The 18,696-nt window shown below is 66.0% G+C and carries 18 protein-coding genes and 2 pseudogenes; 8 read left to right on the top strand and 12 right to left on the bottom strand.

Translation table 11 applies throughout. From position 1 onward, the window contains the following. Positions 1 to 75: 75 nt before the first annotated feature. The 4 genes from ACLLJI_RS19235 to ACLLJI_RS19220 form a co-directional block, all read right to left on the bottom strand. Complete coding sequence (locus ACLLJI_RS19235) at positions 76 to 1,485, bottom strand: DUF222 domain-containing protein (protein WP_434615760.1); 1,410 nt, start codon at positions 1,483 to 1,485, stop codon at positions 76 to 78. Between the two features lie 563 nt (positions 1,486 to 2,048). Beyond that, entirely contained in the window at positions 2,049 to 2,381 is a 333-nt protein-coding gene (locus ACLLJI_RS19230) for a UPF0758 domain-containing protein (RefSeq protein ID WP_434615757.1), read from the bottom strand. Between the two features lie 138 nt (positions 2,382 to 2,519). Further along, positions 2,520 to 3,383: a tRNA (guanosine(46)-N7)-methyltransferase TrmB gene (gene trmB, locus ACLLJI_RS19225; protein ID WP_434615754.1), complete on the bottom strand. Its 864-nt coding sequence runs from the start codon at positions 3,381 to 3,383 to the stop codon at positions 2,520 to 2,522. A gap of 201 nt (positions 3,384 to 3,584) precedes the next feature. After that, entirely contained in the window at positions 3,585 to 3,878 is a 294-nt protein-coding gene (locus ACLLJI_RS19220; protein ID WP_434615751.1) for a hypothetical protein, read from the bottom strand. A gap of 338 nt (positions 3,879 to 4,216) precedes the next feature. Between ACLLJI_RS19220 and ACLLJI_RS19215 the strand changes: the two genes are divergently transcribed. Further along, positions 4,217 to 5,938: a DEAD/DEAH box helicase gene (locus ACLLJI_RS19215; protein WP_434615748.1), complete on the top strand. Its 1,722-nt coding sequence runs from the start codon at positions 4,217 to 4,219 to the stop codon at positions 5,936 to 5,938. A 107-nt stretch (positions 5,939 to 6,045) separates the two neighbouring features. Here ACLLJI_RS19215 and ACLLJI_RS19210 read toward each other — a convergent pair whose 3' ends face one another. After that, positions 6,046 to 6,261 carry a hypothetical protein gene (locus tag ACLLJI_RS19210; RefSeq protein WP_434615745.1) on the bottom strand — a complete coding sequence of 72 codons (216 nt, stop codon included), beginning with the start codon at positions 6,259 to 6,261 and terminating at the stop codon, positions 6,046 to 6,048. 328 nt (positions 6,262 to 6,589) lie between these two features. Here ACLLJI_RS19210 and ACLLJI_RS19205 point away from each other — a divergent pair, with 328 nt between their 5' ends. Then, the gene (locus ACLLJI_RS19205; RefSeq protein WP_434615743.1) at positions 6,590 to 7,393 is read left to right on the top strand and encodes a putative protein N(5)-glutamine methyltransferase; all 804 of its coding nucleotides are present in this window, start codon (positions 6,590 to 6,592) and stop codon (positions 7,391 to 7,393) included. A 78-nt stretch (positions 7,394 to 7,471) separates the two neighbouring features. Here the strand turns inward: ACLLJI_RS19205 and ACLLJI_RS19200 are convergent, their stop codons facing one another. The 3 genes from ACLLJI_RS19200 to ACLLJI_RS19190 are packed head-to-tail and all read right to left on the bottom strand — an operon-like array spanning position 7,472 to position 9,764. Continuing rightward, a complete protein-coding gene (locus ACLLJI_RS19200; RefSeq protein WP_434615740.1) occupies positions 7,472 to 8,056 on the bottom strand; it encodes a HutD/Ves family protein in 585 nt (194 codons plus the stop codon). 4 nt (positions 8,057 to 8,060) lie between these two features. Then, on the bottom strand, positions 8,061 to 8,291 hold the full coding sequence (locus ACLLJI_RS19195; RefSeq protein ID WP_283559058.1) for a hypothetical protein: 231 nt from the start codon (positions 8,289 to 8,291) through the stop codon (positions 8,061 to 8,063). 9 nt (positions 8,292 to 8,300) lie between these two features. After that, on the bottom strand, positions 8,301 to 9,764 hold the full coding sequence (locus ACLLJI_RS19190; RefSeq protein ID WP_283559057.1) for an amino acid permease: 1,464 nt from the start codon (positions 9,762 to 9,764) through the stop codon (positions 8,301 to 8,303). A 218-nt stretch (positions 9,765 to 9,982) separates the two neighbouring features. Between ACLLJI_RS19190 and ACLLJI_RS19185 the strand changes: the two genes are divergently transcribed. From ACLLJI_RS19185 to ACLLJI_RS19175, 3 genes are all read left to right on the top strand, one after another. Then, positions 9,983 to 10,984 (top strand): adenosine deaminase, encoded by a 1,002-nt coding sequence (locus ACLLJI_RS19185; RefSeq protein WP_434615736.1) that lies wholly within the window; start codon positions 9,983 to 9,985, stop codon positions 10,982 to 10,984. A 532-nt stretch (positions 10,985 to 11,516) separates the two neighbouring features. After that, a complete protein-coding gene (locus ACLLJI_RS19180; RefSeq protein WP_434615733.1) occupies positions 11,517 to 12,149 on the top strand; it encodes a hypothetical protein in 633 nt (210 codons plus the stop codon). 17 nt (positions 12,150 to 12,166) lie between these two features. Beyond that, positions 12,167 to 12,991: a PspA/IM30 family protein gene (locus ACLLJI_RS19175; protein WP_434615730.1), complete on the top strand. Its 825-nt coding sequence runs from the start codon at positions 12,167 to 12,169 to the stop codon at positions 12,989 to 12,991. On the opposite strand, the gene ACLLJI_RS19170 is transcribed toward ACLLJI_RS19175, so the two are convergent. From ACLLJI_RS19170 to ACLLJI_RS19160, 3 genes are all read right to left on the bottom strand, one after another. Next, positions 12,981 to 13,643, bottom strand: coding sequence for a hypothetical protein (locus ACLLJI_RS19170; RefSeq protein WP_434615727.1), 663 nt, complete (start codon positions 13,641 to 13,643; stop codon positions 12,981 to 12,983). The genes ACLLJI_RS19175 and ACLLJI_RS19170 overlap by 11 nt on opposite strands. Beyond that, positions 13,595 to 14,632: a sialidase family protein gene (locus ACLLJI_RS19165; RefSeq protein WP_434615724.1), complete on the bottom strand. Its 1,038-nt coding sequence runs from the start codon at positions 14,630 to 14,632 to the stop codon at positions 13,595 to 13,597. Before ACLLJI_RS19165 ends, ACLLJI_RS19170 begins: the two co-directional genes overlap by 49 nt. 98 nt (positions 14,633 to 14,730) lie before the next feature. Then, positions 14,731 to 15,405 (bottom strand): pentapeptide repeat-containing protein, encoded by a 675-nt coding sequence (locus ACLLJI_RS19160; protein ID WP_434615721.1) that lies wholly within the window; start codon positions 15,403 to 15,405, stop codon positions 14,731 to 14,733. 570 nt (positions 15,406 to 15,975) lie between these two features. Between ACLLJI_RS19160 and ACLLJI_RS19155 the strand changes: the two are divergent. Both ACLLJI_RS19155 and ACLLJI_RS19150 read left to right on the top strand, forming a co-directional pair. Then, positions 15,976 to 16,065, top strand: a pseudogene (locus tag ACLLJI_RS19155) (dihydrofolate reductase family protein); the annotation flags it as partial. A gap of 105 nt (positions 16,066 to 16,170) precedes the next feature. Continuing rightward, positions 16,171 to 16,904 (top strand): annotated as a pseudogene (locus ACLLJI_RS19150) (putative immunity protein). Here the strand turns inward: ACLLJI_RS19150 and ACLLJI_RS19145 are convergent. Continuing rightward, positions 16,888 to 17,070 carry a hypothetical protein gene (locus tag ACLLJI_RS19145; RefSeq protein WP_434615718.1) on the bottom strand — a complete coding sequence of 61 codons (183 nt, stop codon included), beginning with the start codon at positions 17,068 to 17,070 and terminating at the stop codon, positions 16,888 to 16,890. The pseudogene ACLLJI_RS19150 and the gene ACLLJI_RS19145 sit on opposite strands and share 17 nt — an antisense overlap. A gap of 432 nt (positions 17,071 to 17,502) precedes the next feature. On the opposite strand from ACLLJI_RS19145, the gene ACLLJI_RS19140 reads away from it, so the two are divergent. Beyond that, positions 17,503 to 18,660 carry a pyridoxal-phosphate dependent enzyme gene (locus ACLLJI_RS19140; RefSeq protein WP_434615715.1) on the top strand — a complete coding sequence of 386 codons (1,158 nt, stop codon included), beginning with the start codon at positions 17,503 to 17,505 and terminating at the stop codon, positions 18,658 to 18,660. The last annotated feature ends 36 nt before the right edge of the window (positions 18,661 to 18,696 follow it).

Raw genomic sequence — 18,696 nt, 5'->3', positions numbered from 1 at the left:
TTTGACGGCTCAGGTCGGGCTATGCAAGTTTGTCGGTCCCGCGCCTGAGGTGTGTTCCGGCGGTGGGACCCGGGATTAGGGCGACGAGAATCGGCCGGGTACGACTTGGCGGAAGTATTTCTTTCTCTTGGCGGTGGTTCTCGTTCCCGGCCGGCCGGCTCCCGTTCGTGTGGTGCCGGGTAGGGCGGGTGCGGTGGATTGGTAGGTGTGTCCGGTGGGGGTGGTGATTTGGACGGTATGGCGGGGTCCGGGTCGTGGGATGGAGGACCAGCCGGGCGCTTCCTTGGCGAGGTTGCAGCGTTCGCATGTTCCCTCCCCGTTGATTTCGCTGGTGGCGCCTTTGCGGTTGTGTGGCATGATGTGGTCCGCGTGCCGGATCGGCGCGTCGCAGTAGGGGGTCCGGCAGGTCTGGTCCCTGGTCCGGATGAGGCGCTGCAGTCCCGGCGGGAAGAACCTGGACCTCGCGTCCATGCCGACGAGCTGCCCGGTCCCCGGGGCGGTGAACAGTCTGCGCAGCGACACCCGGATCCCCGGTTCATCCGGCATCGCCGCGTCCGGCATCTCCCCGCCGGAGCTGCCGGCGGATCCACCGGGTTTGGTGGGTCTGTTGGTGGGTCTGTTGGTGTGGGTGCGGCGGGTGAGGTTCCGGGCCCATTGCGCGGGGACGATGCCGTAGCCGGGGAGGTAGGCCGGTTCGCTGTCGCCCTGGAAGAGGGTCCGGTCTGTCATGACGAGTTGGATCTCAACGCCGGTGATCCCGCCGGGGGTACCGGTGACGCGGTGGACGAGGGTGTCGGCCATGATCTGCCCGCGTCCGCGTCCGTCTCCGGACGCGCGCAGGGAATCCGCTTCCCTCGCCAGTGCCGCGTACACGGCCACGCCCTGAGCGACGGGGAGCAGCCCGGTCAGGTACGTCATGGTGTCCGGCGCGGGCCGGCAGCTGACGTGCCGGTCGTTTTCGGCCTTCGCGTTCCGCGCGGTGACGGACTGCGGGTCAAGGGCGTACGCGGCCCGTTTGGCCTCGTTGACGAGCTTGTTGTTCCCCATCCCCGCCAGCGCCCCGGTGTCGGCGGCGAGCCCGGCATCAACGGTGCGCCGGTCATCGGCGCTCAGGCACGCGGTCTCCCGGGCCAGCAGTACCGCCCGCCACTCATTGAGCAGCCCGCTGCTCAGGGCCGTGAGGGTGTGCGGCATCTCGGTCACGAGGATCCGGGCCAGGCCCAGCAGCCGGTTTCCCTGCTGCGGGGATTCCCGCCGCGCCAACGCGATCTGCCCCCCGATGCCCTTGCCCAGCTCCGCGGCCGGGATACCCGCCCCGGCCTGCGCCCGGCGCTGGGACGCGTCGAACGCGGCAGCGGTACGGGCCTGCCCCGCGCAGGCAGCGGATTTGAGGTCCTCCATCACCCGCAGCAACCCGATCCGCTCCCCGTCATCCCCGTCCTCGGGATCCATCCCCGCCAAAACAGTGATCCACCCCGCAATCATCCCAACCCGACCAGCAACAACAGGACCGGCAGAAACAGGACCGGCAGAAACAGGACCGGCAGCAACAGGACCGGCAGCAACAGGACCGGCGCCCGCGGAAGCGGCGCCCGAGCGAGCACCCGCTCCGGCGGCAGCTCGGGCGCCCGAGTGGGCAGTGCCGAGGGTCGAAGCCGGGGGTGTGCCGGCCGCGTTGTGTGCGGACCCTGCGGAACCGGAACTCAATGTATCGAACATGTATACCATAATACGCGCTGACGGAGGAGAATAATAGTACACATTTGGGTTGGGGATAACCTCTTGAGCGGGGCTAACTTATTTCCCTGTTGCCGATTTCCCGGTTTCCCGGTTTCCCGCCCGGGGTCGCCGGCGAAACTGATGAACCACCTATGACGGCAAAAGAGGGTGGCGCCCAAGTCTCCGCTCGCCCGCGGTGGTGGTCTACAGCTCACAGCATGAAGTGCCGGACTTCGCTCAGTTGCCGAAGGAGTTACGCCGGAAGGCCTCCACGCGGCCGCTGGTGACCTCCGCGACGACCACCCACAGAAAGAAATGCCGGTGGCCGCTCAGCTACCGTAGGGGTCCATTGCAGCGGGCAGGGGATTGGGCCGCGGCCAGTCTTGTCGGCCTCGGGAAAGTGCCCTCCGGGTGAGTTCACAGCCTGCTACTATCCGCATGGCAAGCGCTGGCCCTACGCCATCCACCTCCAGGAGCTGCTCCACGGTGACCTCGGTGAGGGCCGCGGCTCCCGACGTCTTTTTCAGGATCCGGGCGGCCAGTTCCAGGCTGCTGCAGCCCGGCAGTCCGGACCCGATGATCACGGCCAGCAGCTCCGCGTCGCGAAGCCTGCGCACACCCACACGCCGGAGCCTTTCGCGGGGTCGCTCCGCTGTAGCCATTTGCGCAATCGCTCTGTGTGCTCTCATGCTCCGAGGCTAGGCCGCCGATGGCACCGGGCTAAGCCGGCCCCGGACAATGTGCGCAACCGCGGGCCTCCGCAACGATGTGCAGGGAAGGCCAGCCACCTGTGAAGCCAGCTACAGGCGCCGGAAAGTCAGATCGAAAACAGTCCGCCCTGCCAGCTGCGCCTTATTCTCGAATCCGGTCAGGATCCGACCGGCGAAGCGCGGCGCCCACCCGCCCTCGGTGTCCGGCTCATCGGATCGGTCGCAGTCGACCGCCGTCGTCCTGGACTGAGTAAGCGGGCTATCTGCTCCAATTCGTTCCCCGTCGTGGACGTTGGCGAAGTCCTCGGAGGTCGAGAGAACCTCGCGCATTTGCCGGGCGTAATCGGACCAGTCCGTCGCCAACCGCCAGAGACCGCCCGGCTGCAGGACCCGGGAGACCAGCGGGGCGAAGGTTTCCTTGACCATGCGGCGCTTGTTGTGTTTGGTTTTGTGCCACGGATCGGGGAAGAACACCCAGACTTCGCTCACGGACCCCGCCGGCAGCATGGTGCTGAGCACTTCGGGTGCATTGGCTTGGACAACGCGGACGTTAGTGAGCCCCCGTGACGCGACCTTCAGCAGGGTCTGCGCCAGCCCGGGGAGATAGACCTCCACGGCCAGAAAATCCTTGTCCGGGTTCTGCTCAGCGGCAAAGACGACGGCGTCGCCTAGCCCGGATCCGATCTCCACGATCAACGGCGCGCGGCGGCCGAAGGTGTCCTCGGCAGCAAAGACGAAGTCCGGGTGTACTGAAGTATCCGCCACATGCCGGGGAACGTCGATGGCGTAGGTTTTTTCGTATTCCTGCCAAGCCCGCTCGCGCCGTCCCTGCAGCCGTGTGCCACGGCGTACAAAGGAAACGGGCTGGGCCTGATAGGTTCCGTGCGAGGCTTGGCTGCCGGGTGTCACAGCGCGCGGAAGGGATGCGCGGGCTGCTTCTGGGAATTCGCTCATTGCCTCCAGAATACCGGCCGCAGGCCACGGGGGGCGGCCTGCCCGGCTGTTCGGGCCGCCGCCCGGCCCTTCGGAACGTCTGGCCGGGACGGCGGTTGCAACGCAGAGCGCGCAGGGAGGACGACGACGGCGGCACCCGACGCAGGAGCGCGGCAGTGCCGCCGCCGTGGGCGGTCCTGGCGTGCCCGCCGCCGTCGTCGGCTATGTCAGGTCTTTGCGGATACCCGTCCACGGTGGGGTCGGCAGCTTAACCCGCTGCTGGCCAGCGGCCTGCTCTCCTCTCGGTGCGAGCCGGCGCAGGGTTATTCCGGCTATCCTGCCAGCTGCGAGTGGACCGGCAGGGTTCCCGCGGCGCGCCATGATGAGGTTGCGCGGATCCTGCGCTCGTTCCGCCAACTTTCTCGTGCTGATGTGGCTGCATCCGGCGGAGGACATGATGAGCGCAGAGGTGGCCATGGCCGAGCGGATTCCGGAACTGGAAATTGTGGAAAGCACTGTGATTCTGAACTCGCCAAAGCGGGTGGGGTGGCGGCTTGCCTCCGACGTACGGCAACGGGCGCCGTCGTGCTGCCGGGAGGTCCGTCCGATTTGGCAGGACTTGAGTCGGTGGCCTGATAGACTGAAGGCACTTGAAGCGCCTTAGCGCCCTTCATGCGTCGATGAACGCGTTGATCCAGTCCCGCAAGTTATTTTCCATGATTTCAGATGAGCCCGCATATGCCGGGCCCGGTGCATGGTCTGCGGTAGACATTTTCTGACATTTCTTCGGCGAATCCCTGCGCCGGCCGGCGCAGGGCATCGTATTTATGCCGAACCGAAAGCAACTATCTCCTATGACTACGTTCTCCAGCCTTGGTGTGCCCAAGGTCCTTGCCGCTTCCCTCGCCGCCAAAGGGATCGAGGAGCCGTTTCCGATCCAGGTCAAGACCCTTCCGGACACGCTGGCAGGCCGGGATGTCTTGGGCCGCGGCCGCACCGGCTCCGGTAAGACCATTGCCTTTGCCCTTCCGCTGGTAGCGCGCCTGGCCGAGGCCGAGGCCGAAGCCGCCTACCGCCGGAAACCGGGCCGCCCGTTGGGCCTGGTCCTGGCACCAACCCGCGAGCTGGCCACCCAGCTGAACAACACGATTGAGCCGCTGGCCAAGGAAATGGGCCTCACGACCACCGTGATCTACGGAGGTGTCTCCCAGCAGCGCCAGGAGCGTGCACTCAGGGCCGGCGTCGACATCGTCATCGCCTGCCCGGGCCGGCTTGAAGACCTGATGAAGCAGCGCCTGGTCACCCTGGAAGCGGTCGAAATCACCGTGCTGGACGAGGCCGACCACATGGCGGACCTCGGCTTCCTGCCGGTGGTCAAGCGGCTCCTGGACACCACGCCGAAGGATGGCCAGCGCCTGCTGTTTTCCGCCACGCTCGACAATGGCGTGGACAAGATCGTCCAGCGTTACCTCAGCAACCCGTTGACGCACTCGGTCGATGATCCCAAGGCGTCCGTGAGCACCATGGAACACCATGTTCTGGTGGTTGGCGACCAAACGGTCAAGAAGCAGCTAATCGTGGAGTTGGCTTCCGGAGCCGGCCGCCGTCTGCTGTTCATGCGCACCAAGCACCACGCCCGCAAGCTGGCCAAGACGCTGACCGACGCCGGCATTCCCGCCGTCGACCTGCACGGGAACCTGTCGCAAAACGCCCGTGACCGCAACCTGGCGGAGTTCTCCTCCGGTGAGGTGCGTGTGCTTGTCGCCACCGATGTGGCCGCCCGCGGCGTGCACGTCGACGACGTCGAACTAGTGATCCATGTCGACCCGCCCACCGAGCACAAGGCCTATCTGCACCGCTCGGGCCGTACGGCACGGGCCGGATCCGATGGAACCGTTGTGACCATCACGCTGCCGGAGCAGCAGTCCGACGTCAAGAAACTGATGAAGGCAGCCGGCGTCGACGTCTCCTTTGAGCGCGTCACCGCCAGCCACCCGCTGATTGCCACGCTCGTGGGTGAGGTTGCCGGTAAGGTCGACCCGCGCACCCGTGCCGCTCTGCAGGCGGGCAAGACCGGTCAGCAGGGCGGCGGTGAGTCCACCGGTGCCAATGCCGAGCGCAAACGCGCACGCCGATCCGGTCAGGGCGCCCCGGCCGCCGGCGGTCGGGGAGGTCGCGGTGAACGCGGCAGGGTTTACGCCGGAGCCCCCGAATCGAGCAACCGTGAGGACCGCCGCAAGGAACAGACACAGGCACCCCGGTTTGGCAGCGAGAACCGTCGTCCGGCCCGCGCCGAGGGCGCCGGTGACGTTGCACGCGGCCCTAAGCGCGCTCCGCAGGCAGCATCGCACCGCAATGATGCGCCGCGGGCTGCCGGCCGTTCGGGTGCGGGGCAGAATGCCGCAAGTCAGCGCGGCACTGCCCCTCGTGCCCAAGGATCGGCCCAGGTCTGGTCCTCCACCACTGGGGGAACCTCAACCGGCAGCTATAAGGGCGGCGGCTCCGATCGAACGGCACGCGGAGCTGGTCCCCGCCGCGCCTCGGCCCCGGCGTCGAACCAGCGCCGCAGCCGCTAAGCGGGCAGGTTTCATCCCGGACGGGCAGCTGGCGACAGGTATTTTCAGGTACCTTTTCGCCGGCTGCTCGGCCATTTAACTGTGCGGCCGCTGCAGGTCCGCTCCGATCAGATCGGCGGCGGGAAGGGCCCTGAACCGGGCCTTCGAGGGGCGCTGGCATTAACGCGGGCGCGGCCGCCGGCACGGGCGAGATCACTGACCCGCGAAAGCGACCCGTTGATCCGCTTCCGATGACCATCCACGTCGAAGGACATAATGGCGTCGGGACCGCCCTCTGTCAGCCGTTCCGTTGTGGCGAACGCCGCACTGATCTCCGACTGCATTTATAGGGCCGCCGGCATGTCCGTGGCCTCGCCGAGGTACCAGATACCGCAGGCAAACTCATCCAGCAAATTGGTACAGGGTTCGCCGGCATCCTAATCGATGGAAAAATCCGCCGAGCACGGGCCCCGTGTCAGTGGGGCTCTCCCCGGGTCGGCTGGCACAGTTGCTTGCCGCACTATGTAGCGCTACGTTGTTTCCAGCGTTAAGCGCCGAGGAGGTGAGAGCGATTACTGCTGTATCAGCTCGGGCGCCTCCGCATCGCGGACGTGTGGTTCACCCCGCGCAGGTGACGCAGGAGGGCGCCAGGGCACACCGAAAGGCACTCCATTGTCAGCTTCCCCGTCTCCTCTGCCGCCTTCTTCCTCCTCAGTCGCCATCATCAGGAGGCTTCGGGCCGCCGGGTGCGTCTATGCCGAAGATGAGGCGAAACTTCTCCTTTCCGCCGCGCTGACGCCCGCAGATCTCGACAGCATGGTGGACCGGCGGGTAGCCGGCCTGCCGCTGGAGCACATACTCGGCTGGGCAGAGTTCTGCGGCCTGCGGATCGCAGTGGATCCGGGTGTTTTTGTGCCTCGCCGCCGCACCGAGTTCCTCGTCCAGCAGGCCTTCGCGTTGTCCGGGCCCGAAGCCGTCGTCGTCGACCTTTGCTGCGGCTCCGGCGCGATAGGCGCGGCACTGGCCGCCGCCGCTCCGAGCGCCCGGATATACGCCGCCGACATCGATCCCGCCGCGGTCCGGTGCGCCCGCCGCAACATCACCGCCGTCGGTGGTCAGGTGTTCGAAGGTGATCTTTTTGAGCCCCTTCCGCCTGCGCTGCGGGGCTGCGTCGACGTTCTGGTCGTCAATGCGCCCTATGTCCCGACCGGGGAGATCGGGATGATGCCACCGGAAGCGCGGATCCACGAACCACGGGCGGCGCTCGACGGCGGCGGGGACGGGCTTGACGTGCAGCGGCGGGTGGGGGCTGCCGCGCCATTGTGGCTGGCGCCCGAAGGCCATCTGCTGGTCGAATGCAGCGAGCGTCAAGCGCCACGCACCGTAGGTATTTTTACCCGCTGCGGGCTGCTCCCGCGGGTGGTCGAATCCGACGAGCTGGCTGCCACCGTCATCATTGGCAGCCTCCCGCGCTGACATCGAAGGCGCGGAGCGCCATTTCGAACCCTGGCGCTGGCCGTGTGTTAAGAACTGTTTCCGTACTTTGGTGGCGGTTTACTGTTCTGCGGCGGCGATGCTCACAATAGCCAGAAAGCCGCGGCCAGTCAGCTCGGGCGCCGCGTCGGAACCGGCGACGGCGTCAAAGCGGGACAGTGCCACGCCCCCGGTTCCGCTGGTGGTTGCCGCGGCCGGGCCACCAGCCGTCGTGGTTGCATCGCCCTGCAGCAGGACGGCATGCTGGCCGGCGAAGACCGGGTGCGGGCGTTTCCGGGAGAGCTCGATGATGGTGGTGTAAGCCTTGAAACCGCCGCGCCGCGTCATCACGCTCAGATCCATCACGTTGCCCGTCGGCAGGGCGGCGTCGGTGGCGCTGTCCCCGGAGAAGCGGAACGGTCGGTATTTCTCCAACAGGTGCTCGTCGCCGTCGACCTCCAGCATCAGCAGATCACCGTCAATCACAGTGACTATGCGGTCGATGCCCGGCAGCGGGGAAAACGGACCCGCATGGCTGACCTCCGCGATGCTGATGCGCCAGTCCCAGTTGCTGCCGCTGGACGGGGAGGCGGCGACCGTGCGCGTCACACCGCCTCCGTTGGCCCAACGGGACGGCCTGAGTTCGCTGTAGCGGATGACGTCCACCGGGTTAGTCCTCCACGCTTTCGATGCTGATCACGCGCATCCTTTTCGGCTCGGCTCTCCTGCGCCGGTTCCTTCGCCGCGCGCTGGTGTAGACCGCCGAGAGCAGCAGGGAGAGCCCGAAGGCGGCGGCAATTTTGACCGGAAAGGGCCACGGCAGCACCGACAGGGCCAGACAAACTAGGGCAAAGCTAACGAACTGGAAGACCAGATCGGCCCGGTCGGCTTTTTTACGCATGGCTTCAGACTACCCGGCGGGTGTTCGGGTGGCCGCCTCGGTAGCGTGCCGCGGGCTGTCCGGATTCATCAGCGAGTGCTTGCGGCCGTAGAGAAAGTAGATGACCAGACCGATCAGCAGCCAGATCACGAACCGCAGCCAGGTCTCCCAGTGCAGCTGGGTAATCAGGAAAGCGGACGCGATGACACCGAAGGCGGGCACGACGGGCATGAAGGGGAGCCTGAAGGTGCGGGGTTCATCCGGCTTGGTACGGCGGAGGACGATGACCGCCACGCAGACCACCACGAAGGCCGCCAGGATGCCGATATTGGTCAGGTCGGCAACAAGCCGGATGGGGAGCACCCCGGCCAGCACCGCGGAGGCACCGCCGGCAATCCAGGTAACCCGCTGTGGGACACGTTTCTTGTCCGTCTGGGAAAACCATTTGGGCAACAGGCCATCACGGCTCATCGCGAACCAGACCCGGGTCACCCCCAGCAGGAAGGTCAGCATCACGGTCAGGATGGAAATAACGGCGAAGCCGGCAATGATGGTGGCGATTGTGGGCAGTCCCACGGAATCGAAAGCGGAGGCGAAAGCGCTGTTCGGGTTGAGCTCGGTGTACTTCTGCATCCCCGTGAGCACCAGGGTCGCCAGCACGTAGAGAATCATCGCGATCACCAGCGAGAGAATAATCGCCTTGGGCATATGTTTCTTGGCGTCCGTGGCTTCTTCCGCAGCGGTGCTCATTGCGTCATAACCGAAGACGGCGAAAAAGACGGTTGCCGCGCCTCCGAGGACCGGCCCAAAACTGGTGGGCATAAAGGGGACGAAGTTCGAGCCGTTAAGGTGGAACATGCCGATCCCGATGATGCCTAAAATCAGCAGCACCTTCACCGCCACGGCCACCAGCTCAAACCGGCCGAAGCTCTTCGAGCCGCGGCTGAGGATCCATGTCACCAGCAGACAGACAACGATGGCGGGCAGATTAATGATGCCGTGGGGGGTGTCGGGGGTCCAGGCGCTGGAGATCCAGTCCGGGACCTGAACCCCGATCCCGCTCATGAACGCACTGAAATAGCCGGAGATCCCGATGGCTACGACGGCCACAATCGCAATATATTCAAGCAGCAGGTCCCAGCCGATGAACCAGCCGATAAGCTCGCCCAGGGCAACGTAACCGTAGGTATAGGCGGAGCCAGCCCTGGGGATCATGCCCGCAAATTCGGCGTACGAGAGGGCCGCGGCGCCGCTGGCCAGGCCGGCGACCAAAAAGGAGATAACGACGGCGGGTCCGACGCCGGGATTGGCGCTGTCGCCGTGCGCCACCACACCGGCAAGCGTGAAGATGCCCACGCCGATAATGCCGCCGACGCCGATCGCCGTGAGCTGCCACAGCCCAAGGCTCCTCAGCAGTCCGCCGCCTTTCTCATCGTCGACTTCTTGAACAGGTTTGCGCCGCCAGATTGAGTAGGGGCTTGTTGTCTGACTCATGAATGCCTCCGGAAGATCGTGCAACCACTCGGATCGGCCCAGTTTACTCCCGTGTCAAGATGCACCGACGGGCGCCTTCGGGTAGCGTCCGGCGGGCAGGTGATGAGAGCGGGACGGGTTCGGTCAGGCATGATCTTTGGGGGCCGGCGGAGGGGTCCGTATGCTGTTGCATGGAAAGGCTGCCGGTGCGGCATGCCTACATCGCCGGAAAGGCCCGTATGTCCCGTTTGCCCACCGCCGAGCTGCACCTGCACATCGAAGGCACGCTCGAGCCCGAGTTGATCTTCGAACTGGCCCGCCGTAATGCTATTGTGCTGCCGTACCGGGATGTCGAGGACCTTCGGAAGCAGTACGAATTCACCGACCTGCAATCGTTCCTGGACCTGTATTACGCCAACATGGCGGTACTGCGGACGGAGCAGGACTTCGCGGACATGACTAGCGCATACCTCGCCCGGGCCCATGCCGCAGGGGTGCGGCATGCGGAAATTTTCCTCGATCCGCAGGCGCATCTGGTCCGCGGGGTGCCGCTGGAAACCTGCATCAACGGCGTCGCCGCGGCGCTGCGCGACAGCGAGGCCCGAAATGGCATGAGCACGTCGCTGATTGCGGCATTCCTGCGGGACCGGCCCGCCGAAGAGGCCCTTGGCGTGCTCGAGCAGCTGATCGCGATGGACGCGCCGATCATTGGGATTGGACTGGACTCGGCCGAAGTGGGACACCCGCCGTCTAAATTCACGGCAGTTTTCGCGCGCGCCCACGCGGCCGGGCTCAAATGCGTGGCACACGCTGGGGAGGAAGGGGAACCCGGCTATATCTGGGAGGCACTGGACCTGCTCGGTGTGGCCCGGATCGATCATGGCATCCGGGCCCTGGAGGACGAAGTTCTGGTGCAGCGGCTGGTGGCCGAGCAGATCCCGCTGACGGTATGCCCGCTGTCCAACGTGCGGTTACGTTCGGTGGACACGCTGGCTGACCACCCGCTGCCCCGGATGCTCGCCCGCGGGCTCAACGTTTCCGTCCATTCCGATGATCCGTCCTACTTCGGCGGGTATCTCGACGACAATTTCGCGCAGCTGACAGGGACCTTCGGATTGGGCACGGAACAACTGGCACAGCTGGCCGCAAATTCCGTTCGTTCAGCGTTCCTGGGCGCCGAACGGAGCAGCACGCTGCTCGACGAAATCGACCAGTGGCGGGACTCGCAGCCCGCAGACTAGCGGCCGCGCCGACGACGAGAACAATTGGCGACGACCGTGCCTATCCGGCTGACTCAGCTTGCGTGACGATTATGGCTCGTCCTGATTTTCCGAGGTCGATTGTGGAGTTTCGGCACCCATTCCGCGGGGTCGTGGTGATCGCGGCCAAACCACCCACTCCGAAGAGCTGAGCTGACTGGATAGGCATGGACGACGACAAATGACGGCGCCGGCTTTTCGACGGAGGGTCGCATTGTCCGGCAGGCACGGTTGATTGAAGGCCGGTAGCGGCATTGACTTTTCTGGAAGGGGGAACCAGAAGGGGGCAGTACCGTGGTCCAGATTGTGCCGAGCGAGAGGAACGCACGAGCGCTTTTGCAGGCCTTACCTCTTTCTTTGCCTCCGCGGAAGTTCAGCCAATTCCATCAGGGAGCATTAAGGAGGCGGGACAGCTGGCTCCCGCCGGCCACCCGCCGTGCGTGCTAGGCTTCTGCGCATAAGCCGCTGCTCCGGATGCTGCTGCGGCTTCGGCTGTGTGGAGGTAGCGCGGAAAATGGATCCCGGAAGCGTTCTTCTGATCGTGCTGCTGGGCATCTTGTTGATGTTCCTCGCAGCGGCCATCACCGCTGGAATTCTGCTCTACCGGGGCGCCCGGGGACTGGTCAGGCGCGCGGCTCCCGGTGCAAGAGCCCGACGAGGCGCACTGATCCACCGCGCCCGGACCGGTACCCCGCATCGGCGCGGGCTGGCTACTTCCCGGCTACGGCTGCAGGATTCCCTGGCCGCAACCAACCGCAGCCTCGGCGTTGCGGCGGACTCACGGCAGCACGTGGGCAACCTGGGTTACATTGTGCAGACGCTCAATCATGCCGCGCACGTGGTGGACCGCCAGCTCGCGGTAGCCGAAAAAGAGCCGGACCCAGACGTTCAGCGCGCGTACGCGCAGACCCTGGGCGCCCAGACCGAACAGATTCTGCAGACAGCCGCCGGCGTGCGGCAGGCACTGGCCCGAACCTCCCAGCCCATGACCGCCGTCGACCTTTCCGAGCTGATGCGGCGCCTGGACATCGAGGCGAAAATGCTGGACAACTGGACCGCCACCTATACTCGCCTTAGATACCCGCAGTCGCCGCCCCCGGATCCGCCGAATCCCCAGTCGCCGAACCCCAAGCTCCGAAACCTCTAACCCCGCAGGAGGGCGCCATGAAGCTGACCCAGCGAATCACCATGATTTTCCGGTCCAAGGCCAATGCCGCCGTGGACAAGTATGAGGACCCGCAGCTGAGCATGGACTACTCCTACCGGAATCAGCTGGCCGCCCTGCATGAGGTCCGCCGGGGAATCGCGGACGTGTCCACCAGCCGGCATCGTCTGGAACTGCAGGCCAACGAACTGCACGCGGCAATGGTGCGGCTGCACCGGCAGGCACAGCAGGCCGTCGACCTGGACCATGAAGAGCTCGCCCAGCTGGCACTTTCCCGGCGGGCCGATATCGCCGGGCAGCTCTCGGATATCACCACGGCACGGGATGCCCTCTATGCACAGGAAAAGAAGCTGTCCGCGGGGTTGGGGCAGCTGCAGACTCGTGTGGAAGGCTTCCGTCTGCGCGCGGAGACCATTAGGGCCACGTATACGGCAGCCGAGGCGCAAAGCCGCATCGGCGAATCGCTGGGCGGTCTGAACAAGGAAATGACCGACGTCTCCTTGGCCATGGGGCGAGCGGAGGAGCACGCCCAACGGATGCAGGCCCGGTCGGCGGCGCTGGAGGAAATGTTCAGTACCGGTGCGCTGGAGGATCCGGCGAGACCGTTCCGAGACCCCGTGGCGCGCGAGCTCGATCGGGTCAGTGCCGACCACGATGTAGAGAGGGAGCTGGCCCGGCTTAAGGCGGACCGTCAGCTCAGGACGCTCGGCCCTGTCGGCACCGCCTCCGTCGGGCAGGGCGGCGCCGGACAGGACGCCGTGGGACCGGACGCCGTCGGGAGGGGCCCCGTCGGGCCCGGCGACGGCGGACGGCTCAATTTGTGATGCGCACGTCTCCTCTGCCGGTATCGAAACGGAAGGTCCGGGCACGCCTGACAGGGGAGCCCGCCGGGCCCGCTGTCAGCGTGAAGGAGACCATCGCACAGCCGGCCGCAACATCGGCCGCCGTCACGGTGTAGGTCAGGGACGGAAACAGCACGGGCCTGCCAGGTTCCACGGCGGCCGCGCTGCGGATGGGAGCGCCGGCGAAGTTCCCGTCCAGCAGCACGGCCCGTGCCCGGCCGCCGAGGGTGGCGGCCCGGCCGGAAAAGGCCAGGATGTCTCCGCTGAGATAGCCAGGCCGTGGCGGCCCATAGTTCAGCTCTTGTGATCTGCGGTCGGAGAGCACCTGAACCGCTTCCTCGGAGTAGCCCTGACCCATTTCCTTCCACACGGAGGAGGAAAAGCCGTCCTGCGGACCGGCCAGGGTGACGCTCGGCCCCACGGTCTGCCAAATCTCCGGCAGACCGGGGGAGATCGACCGCAGCTCCATATCGAAAATCACGTCGCCGTCCGCCTCCGCTTCGCCCGGGACGGCACACCGGAAGGACTCGCCGAGCAGCTCCCCGGCGTCCGGTAGTTCCCCAGCCTCGAGCAGTTCATTGGCGTCTACGGAGGTGAAGACGATCTCGCGGTAGCCCTGGCGCTCATACAGCACGCCGATCCGGCCGTCCGGGAGTCGGGCAGCGGTGGAGTAGGCCGAGCTTCCAGGGCAGAGGACCAACGCGTGCGGCCAGGAAGCGCCGTTGTCTTCGGACAGCTTGAGCACGGTGTTCCGGCGCAGGGCGGTGTCATGATTGTGGGTGGCAATAAGCCAGCCATCCATCCGTCCGAAGCCAGCCCGGTCAGTGCTGGCAGTCCGTCGAACCTGGCCACCGATCCGTTGTCGCTGGGGTCCGGGAGTTGAGGATGCGGGCGCGGGGCCGAGTAGGAGTGCCCGCCGTCGGTTGAGATTGCCGTCAGCCGGTACGGCGTACTGCGCGAATGCAGCAGAACGCGCCCGTCCGCGAGCCCCACGACCTTGTTCTCATTGGTCCCCGGTCCGACGAAGACGCCCAAGGTCCAGGTTTCGCCGTGGTCGTCGCTGTAGGCGGAAGCGGCCAGAATTTCGCCGGCTACAAGAACCACAAACTGCTGGATCAGCCGGCCCCGGTAAGGCCCGACGTGCAGCTGGATGCCTTGTCCCGCCGCGGCAAAGATGCCGGTGATCCGGTCCCGTTTGAGCTGGCCGGTGATCCTGCGGTGCTGCCAGCTGTCGCCGTCGTCGTCCGAAAAACTGTAGTCACAGTGCTGGACGGCGTCGGACGGTTCCAGCCCGGCCACCGCCTCGAAGAAGCCCGCCTGCGTGCCCGCAGCGTGGAACATGAAAATACGGCCGGTTTCCGCGTCCACCAGCAGGCTCGGATCCCCAAATCCTTCCAGCCCGGTTCCCGTGCGGACCACCTGCTGCGGACCCCAGGTCCGGCCGGCATCGGTGCTGCGGCGCAGGAGCAGGTCGATCGGGTTGGGCAGATCATCAAGATTGGGCCGTCCGTCGTAAGCAGCCAGCAGCGTGCCTCGCATACTCACCGCCAGCGCCGGGATGCGGTACTGCCGGTACCCGCCGGTTCCACGGGTGGCCAGAACACTTTCAAAGGAGGATGCCATGGTCCAATTTTAGGCGGGCCAGCCGACGGAGGACACGGCGGGGGAGCCGGCGGTGGTTGATCTGGCGGATATGGCGGCCTTGGATGGCCGTTGTTCGCTCAGGCGACGGTAATGCCCAGATGGTCCGCGAGCAGGGGAGCCAGCAGGCCCAGCTGGTAGTCGTCGATGACGGATCCCGCCAGATTGCCGATTCCGTGGATGGCTTTGAATTCGGAACTGCGCAGATCCAGGTCCTTGAGGGTGGCCTGACCGACATCGAGGGTGCCGATCCGGCAGTTCTTCAGCGCGACCCTGTTGACCGCGCTGCCACCGAGGTCGAGCTCGTTGATGATGCAGTCACTGATCAGCAGATCGGAGATTTTCGCGGCGCGAAGGTTGACGAAGTCCAGTTTGCCACCATCAATCCGCACCGACTGCCAGGTGCTGTCGTAGAGCTCGGCCGACCCCCAGCGCAGTGCGGTGATGACCACGTCCCGCCAGCTGGAGCGCGCAGCCGTGAACACGGGGGCGAAGCTGTCGGCGAGGAGGCAATCACGGAATCTGGTCCCGCGAAGCTGGGCCTCGTGGAATGTGGCGCCATTGAATTCGCATTCGATGAAATCGGCGGCCGTGATATCCAGACCATCCAGAGCGGGTCGATCGTAGCGCTCGCCATCGTAGCTGACCCCCGACTGAAACGACGCCTGTGGAGCATCCCGGAGGTCGTGGAGCCGCACGGCGGAGAGCCGCGGTGCCTGCAGCTTGCTGGATCCGGCGGACTTCGCTGCAGCCATCAGATATCCGCTGGACGCCCGGCAATGGCCGCGGTCGCAGGGACGGGTCGGGAAGCACCGGGCCGGGAAGTGCCCGATCTGGAGCTGCTGGGTCGGGAGGCGCCCGATCTGGAGCTGCTGGGTCGGGAGGCGCCCGGTTTGGAGGCGCCCGGTCTGGAAGCACCGATGGGACCGCGGGCGGAAAGACGTAGCACTGTTCCAGCTTATCGGCCATGCCGCCCTTGCGCGTCTGCAGGTAGATGGTCTCTGCACGGTGCACGGTGCACCGCTGCCCGGTCCTGTCCTGTGTTAAAGCCCTCGGCTGTGCGCGGATCGGCGCCTGCTGCCGTCTGAGGGTCTGAGGAGGATCGGTAGCACGGTGGTTCGCCTGTACGTAGTACCGAAACTTCCTCATGGGCCACACCGCTACGTCGTTGTGGTCGGACGCCGCCCTGGAGGACGCCCCTTGAACGTCTGATCGCTCCGGGGGTACCATGCCGGCATGGGGTCGATGACGCACCTGTCCAGCATGGTGCCGGTTAGGGACTGGGAGCGAGGCATGGTGTGGTTCGACCCGGACGGGAACCGGCTGTGGACAGCAGGACCTTCGACGGTCGGCTCCAGCTGCTTGAGTACGTCCCCACGGTGCTCAGCGGTCCGCCGGGCAGCGGTCCGAAGTGAGTCAATCCGTGAGGATTCCCTCGATCTGGAAGTCTAGGGGATCGTGGGCGTCCCGGCGCAGCAGGTGGTCGTACTGGCCGGCGTCAACCTCAGACCTGAACGGTAATGCCGGCCATATGCCTGGGCGAGCATCCTAAAGCCGTCGCAGTAAGGGATGGTCTATCGGGCCTCTGCCGGCGGTACGTCGTGAGGGACTGGACGTGGCAATCGCGCGGGATGACGAGAAAGAGTGTACTCATGCCGATCCTGCCAGCCGAGCGTGACCCCCGACTGATCACTGTGCGCCGCGGCGGAACATTGACAGACGAGCAGCACCGGCTGCTTGGGGAGTGGGCCGCCCTGTGCGCCGAACATGTCCTGCACCTTTTCGAGCAGGGGCAGCCGCGCGACACCCGCCCGCGTGACGCTATCGACATTGATCGTGCTTGGGTCCGCGGCGACGTGCGCATGCGTGATGCGCACCGGCCGCTTTCGTGGCGAATGCCGCCGCACGTGGACTGCCCGACCCGGCGAAGTTCGCCGCTCCTGCGGCCGGGCAAGCAGTGGCGGTGGCCCACGTCGCAGCCCACGACCTGAGAGCTGCGGCATATGCGATCAGGGCAGCCGTTGCTTCCGCTTTCGCCAGTGAGGCAGAGTCAGCACGCGTCCGGGAACGAGACTGGCAGCGAGAAAGAATTCCCACGGAGGTTCGAGAGCTGGTCCTTGATGACCAGCGGCGTCGAAGCCCGATCTGCTGGAACGTCTTCGACGACGGACCTCTGACATTCGTGGTCTCCCACTCCGACCGCGGCAGACCACCGCGGCAAAGTGTTCCGCGTCCTCTTAGCTGCCAGCGGTAATTTTTTCGATTTTCTGAAGCGACCGTTGTTTCGGGTTCAGGAGCCTCTCCCCGTCGGGGCGCAGTTCCCCAGTTGGGGAGACATGACGGTACAAGGTCTGCCGGGTAATGCCCAGCTCCTTGCAGAGCTCGCCAACTTTGGTTTCGGGCTGGGCCATGGAAGCCATGGCCCAGCCGAACCTTCGCCGGGGTCATCTTGAACGGGCGGCCGCCTTTGCGGCCTCGGGAACGGGCGGAGGCGAGGCCGGCGATGGTGCGTTCTGAGATGAGCTCGCGTTCGAACTGGGCCAGGGCGGCAAATATCCCGAAAACCAGTTTCCCGGAACCGGTGGTGGTGTCGATGGCTGCTCCCTGACCGGTGAGGACCTAAAACCCGACGCCACGTTCGGTCAGGTCGCGGACGATGTTGACCAGCTGGTGCAGGTCGCGGCCGAACCCGGCAGCCTGCTCATCACTTAGAAAATCGACCGCCATGCGCCCAATTCATCAGCTATGTGACCCCCAAACGTGAATTTCCGTACCGATCCTCCTCATACCCAGTTTCTGCCCCGCTCGGGGACGTGCTGGCCGTTTGACGGTTCGGGCGACACAATGGTGACATGACTGCCCCCGTGAAGACCGACAACTGGTACCTGAACCCGCCAGCGCGTGAATACCGCAGTGTCAGTGCGCCGGCGGGCGTGCTCGAATTCCACCGGCGGCTGCCCGGCTATGCGCCGACGCCGCTGCGGGACTGCCCGGAGCTGGCGGCCGAGCTCGGCGTGGGGCGTGTTTTCGTCAAGGAGGAAGCCCAGCGGTTTGGCCTGCCGGCGTTCAAAATGGTGGGTGCCTCCTGGGCTGTGTACCGGGCCCTGGCGGAAAGGACGCCGGAGCCGGAGCGGTCCTGGACCTTTCACGAATTGGCGGCACATTTCGACGGCAGCATCCGGCTGGTCTGTGCCACCGACGGAAACCACGGCCGGGCGGTGGCCCATACCGCCGGTCTGCTCGGGCTGCCGGCCCACGTGTTCGTCCCCGCGTCGATCGGCCAGCGCGCCAAGGACGGCATTCTCGGGGAAGGCGCCGTGCTGAATGAGATCGATGCACCCTATGACGACGTCGTCCGCACGGCCGAGGAGGCCGCGGCAGCGGGCCCCGCGGCGCTGCTGCTGCAGGACACCGCGTGGACAGGGTACGAGCAGATCCCCGGCTGGATAGTGGAGGGATATTCGACGATCTTCCGCGAAATCGACGCGCAGCTGCTCGATGCCCGCGCCGGCGGCCCGGACGTGGTGGTGACTCCTTGCGGCGTCGGCTCACTGATCCAGGCGACCGTGGCCCACTATCGCGGGGGTGACCGCGGTGGTGACAGTAGCGGTCATCGCGGGACGGCCGCGTCCGGCCCGTCGCTGCTGAGCGTGGAACCGGTGAACTCGGCCTGCCTGCTGGAATCCCTGCAGTCCGGGCGACCGGTGGCGGTGCGTACCGGCCCGACCCGGATGGCCGGTCTGAATTGCGGCACCGTTTCCAGCATCGCGTGGCCTGTCCTGCAGGGTGGAATCGACGCGGCTGTCACGATCACCGAGGACCAGGATCTGCAGGCGGTCCTTTCGTTGGAGCGGCTCGGGCTGGACAGCGGGCCGTGCGGGGCGGCATCATTGGCCGGATTCAAGGTCGCCGCCGCCAGCCCCGCGCTCCGGCAAGGGATGGGCGTGACCGGGGCGTCCGTCGTCGTGCTGCTCAGTACGGAAAGCCGCGCGGCCAATCCGCTGTCCTGAGCCGGAGGCGGCCGGGAGCCACTTCGGCTGGGCGGA

It is taken from the genome of Arthrobacter sp. A5 (assembly GCF_051131705.1).
In the GTDB taxonomy this organism is placed as follows: Bacteria; Actinomycetota; Actinomycetes; order Actinomycetales; family Micrococcaceae; genus Arthrobacter_M.
This window is presented reverse-complemented; position numbering and strand designations above follow the sequence as displayed.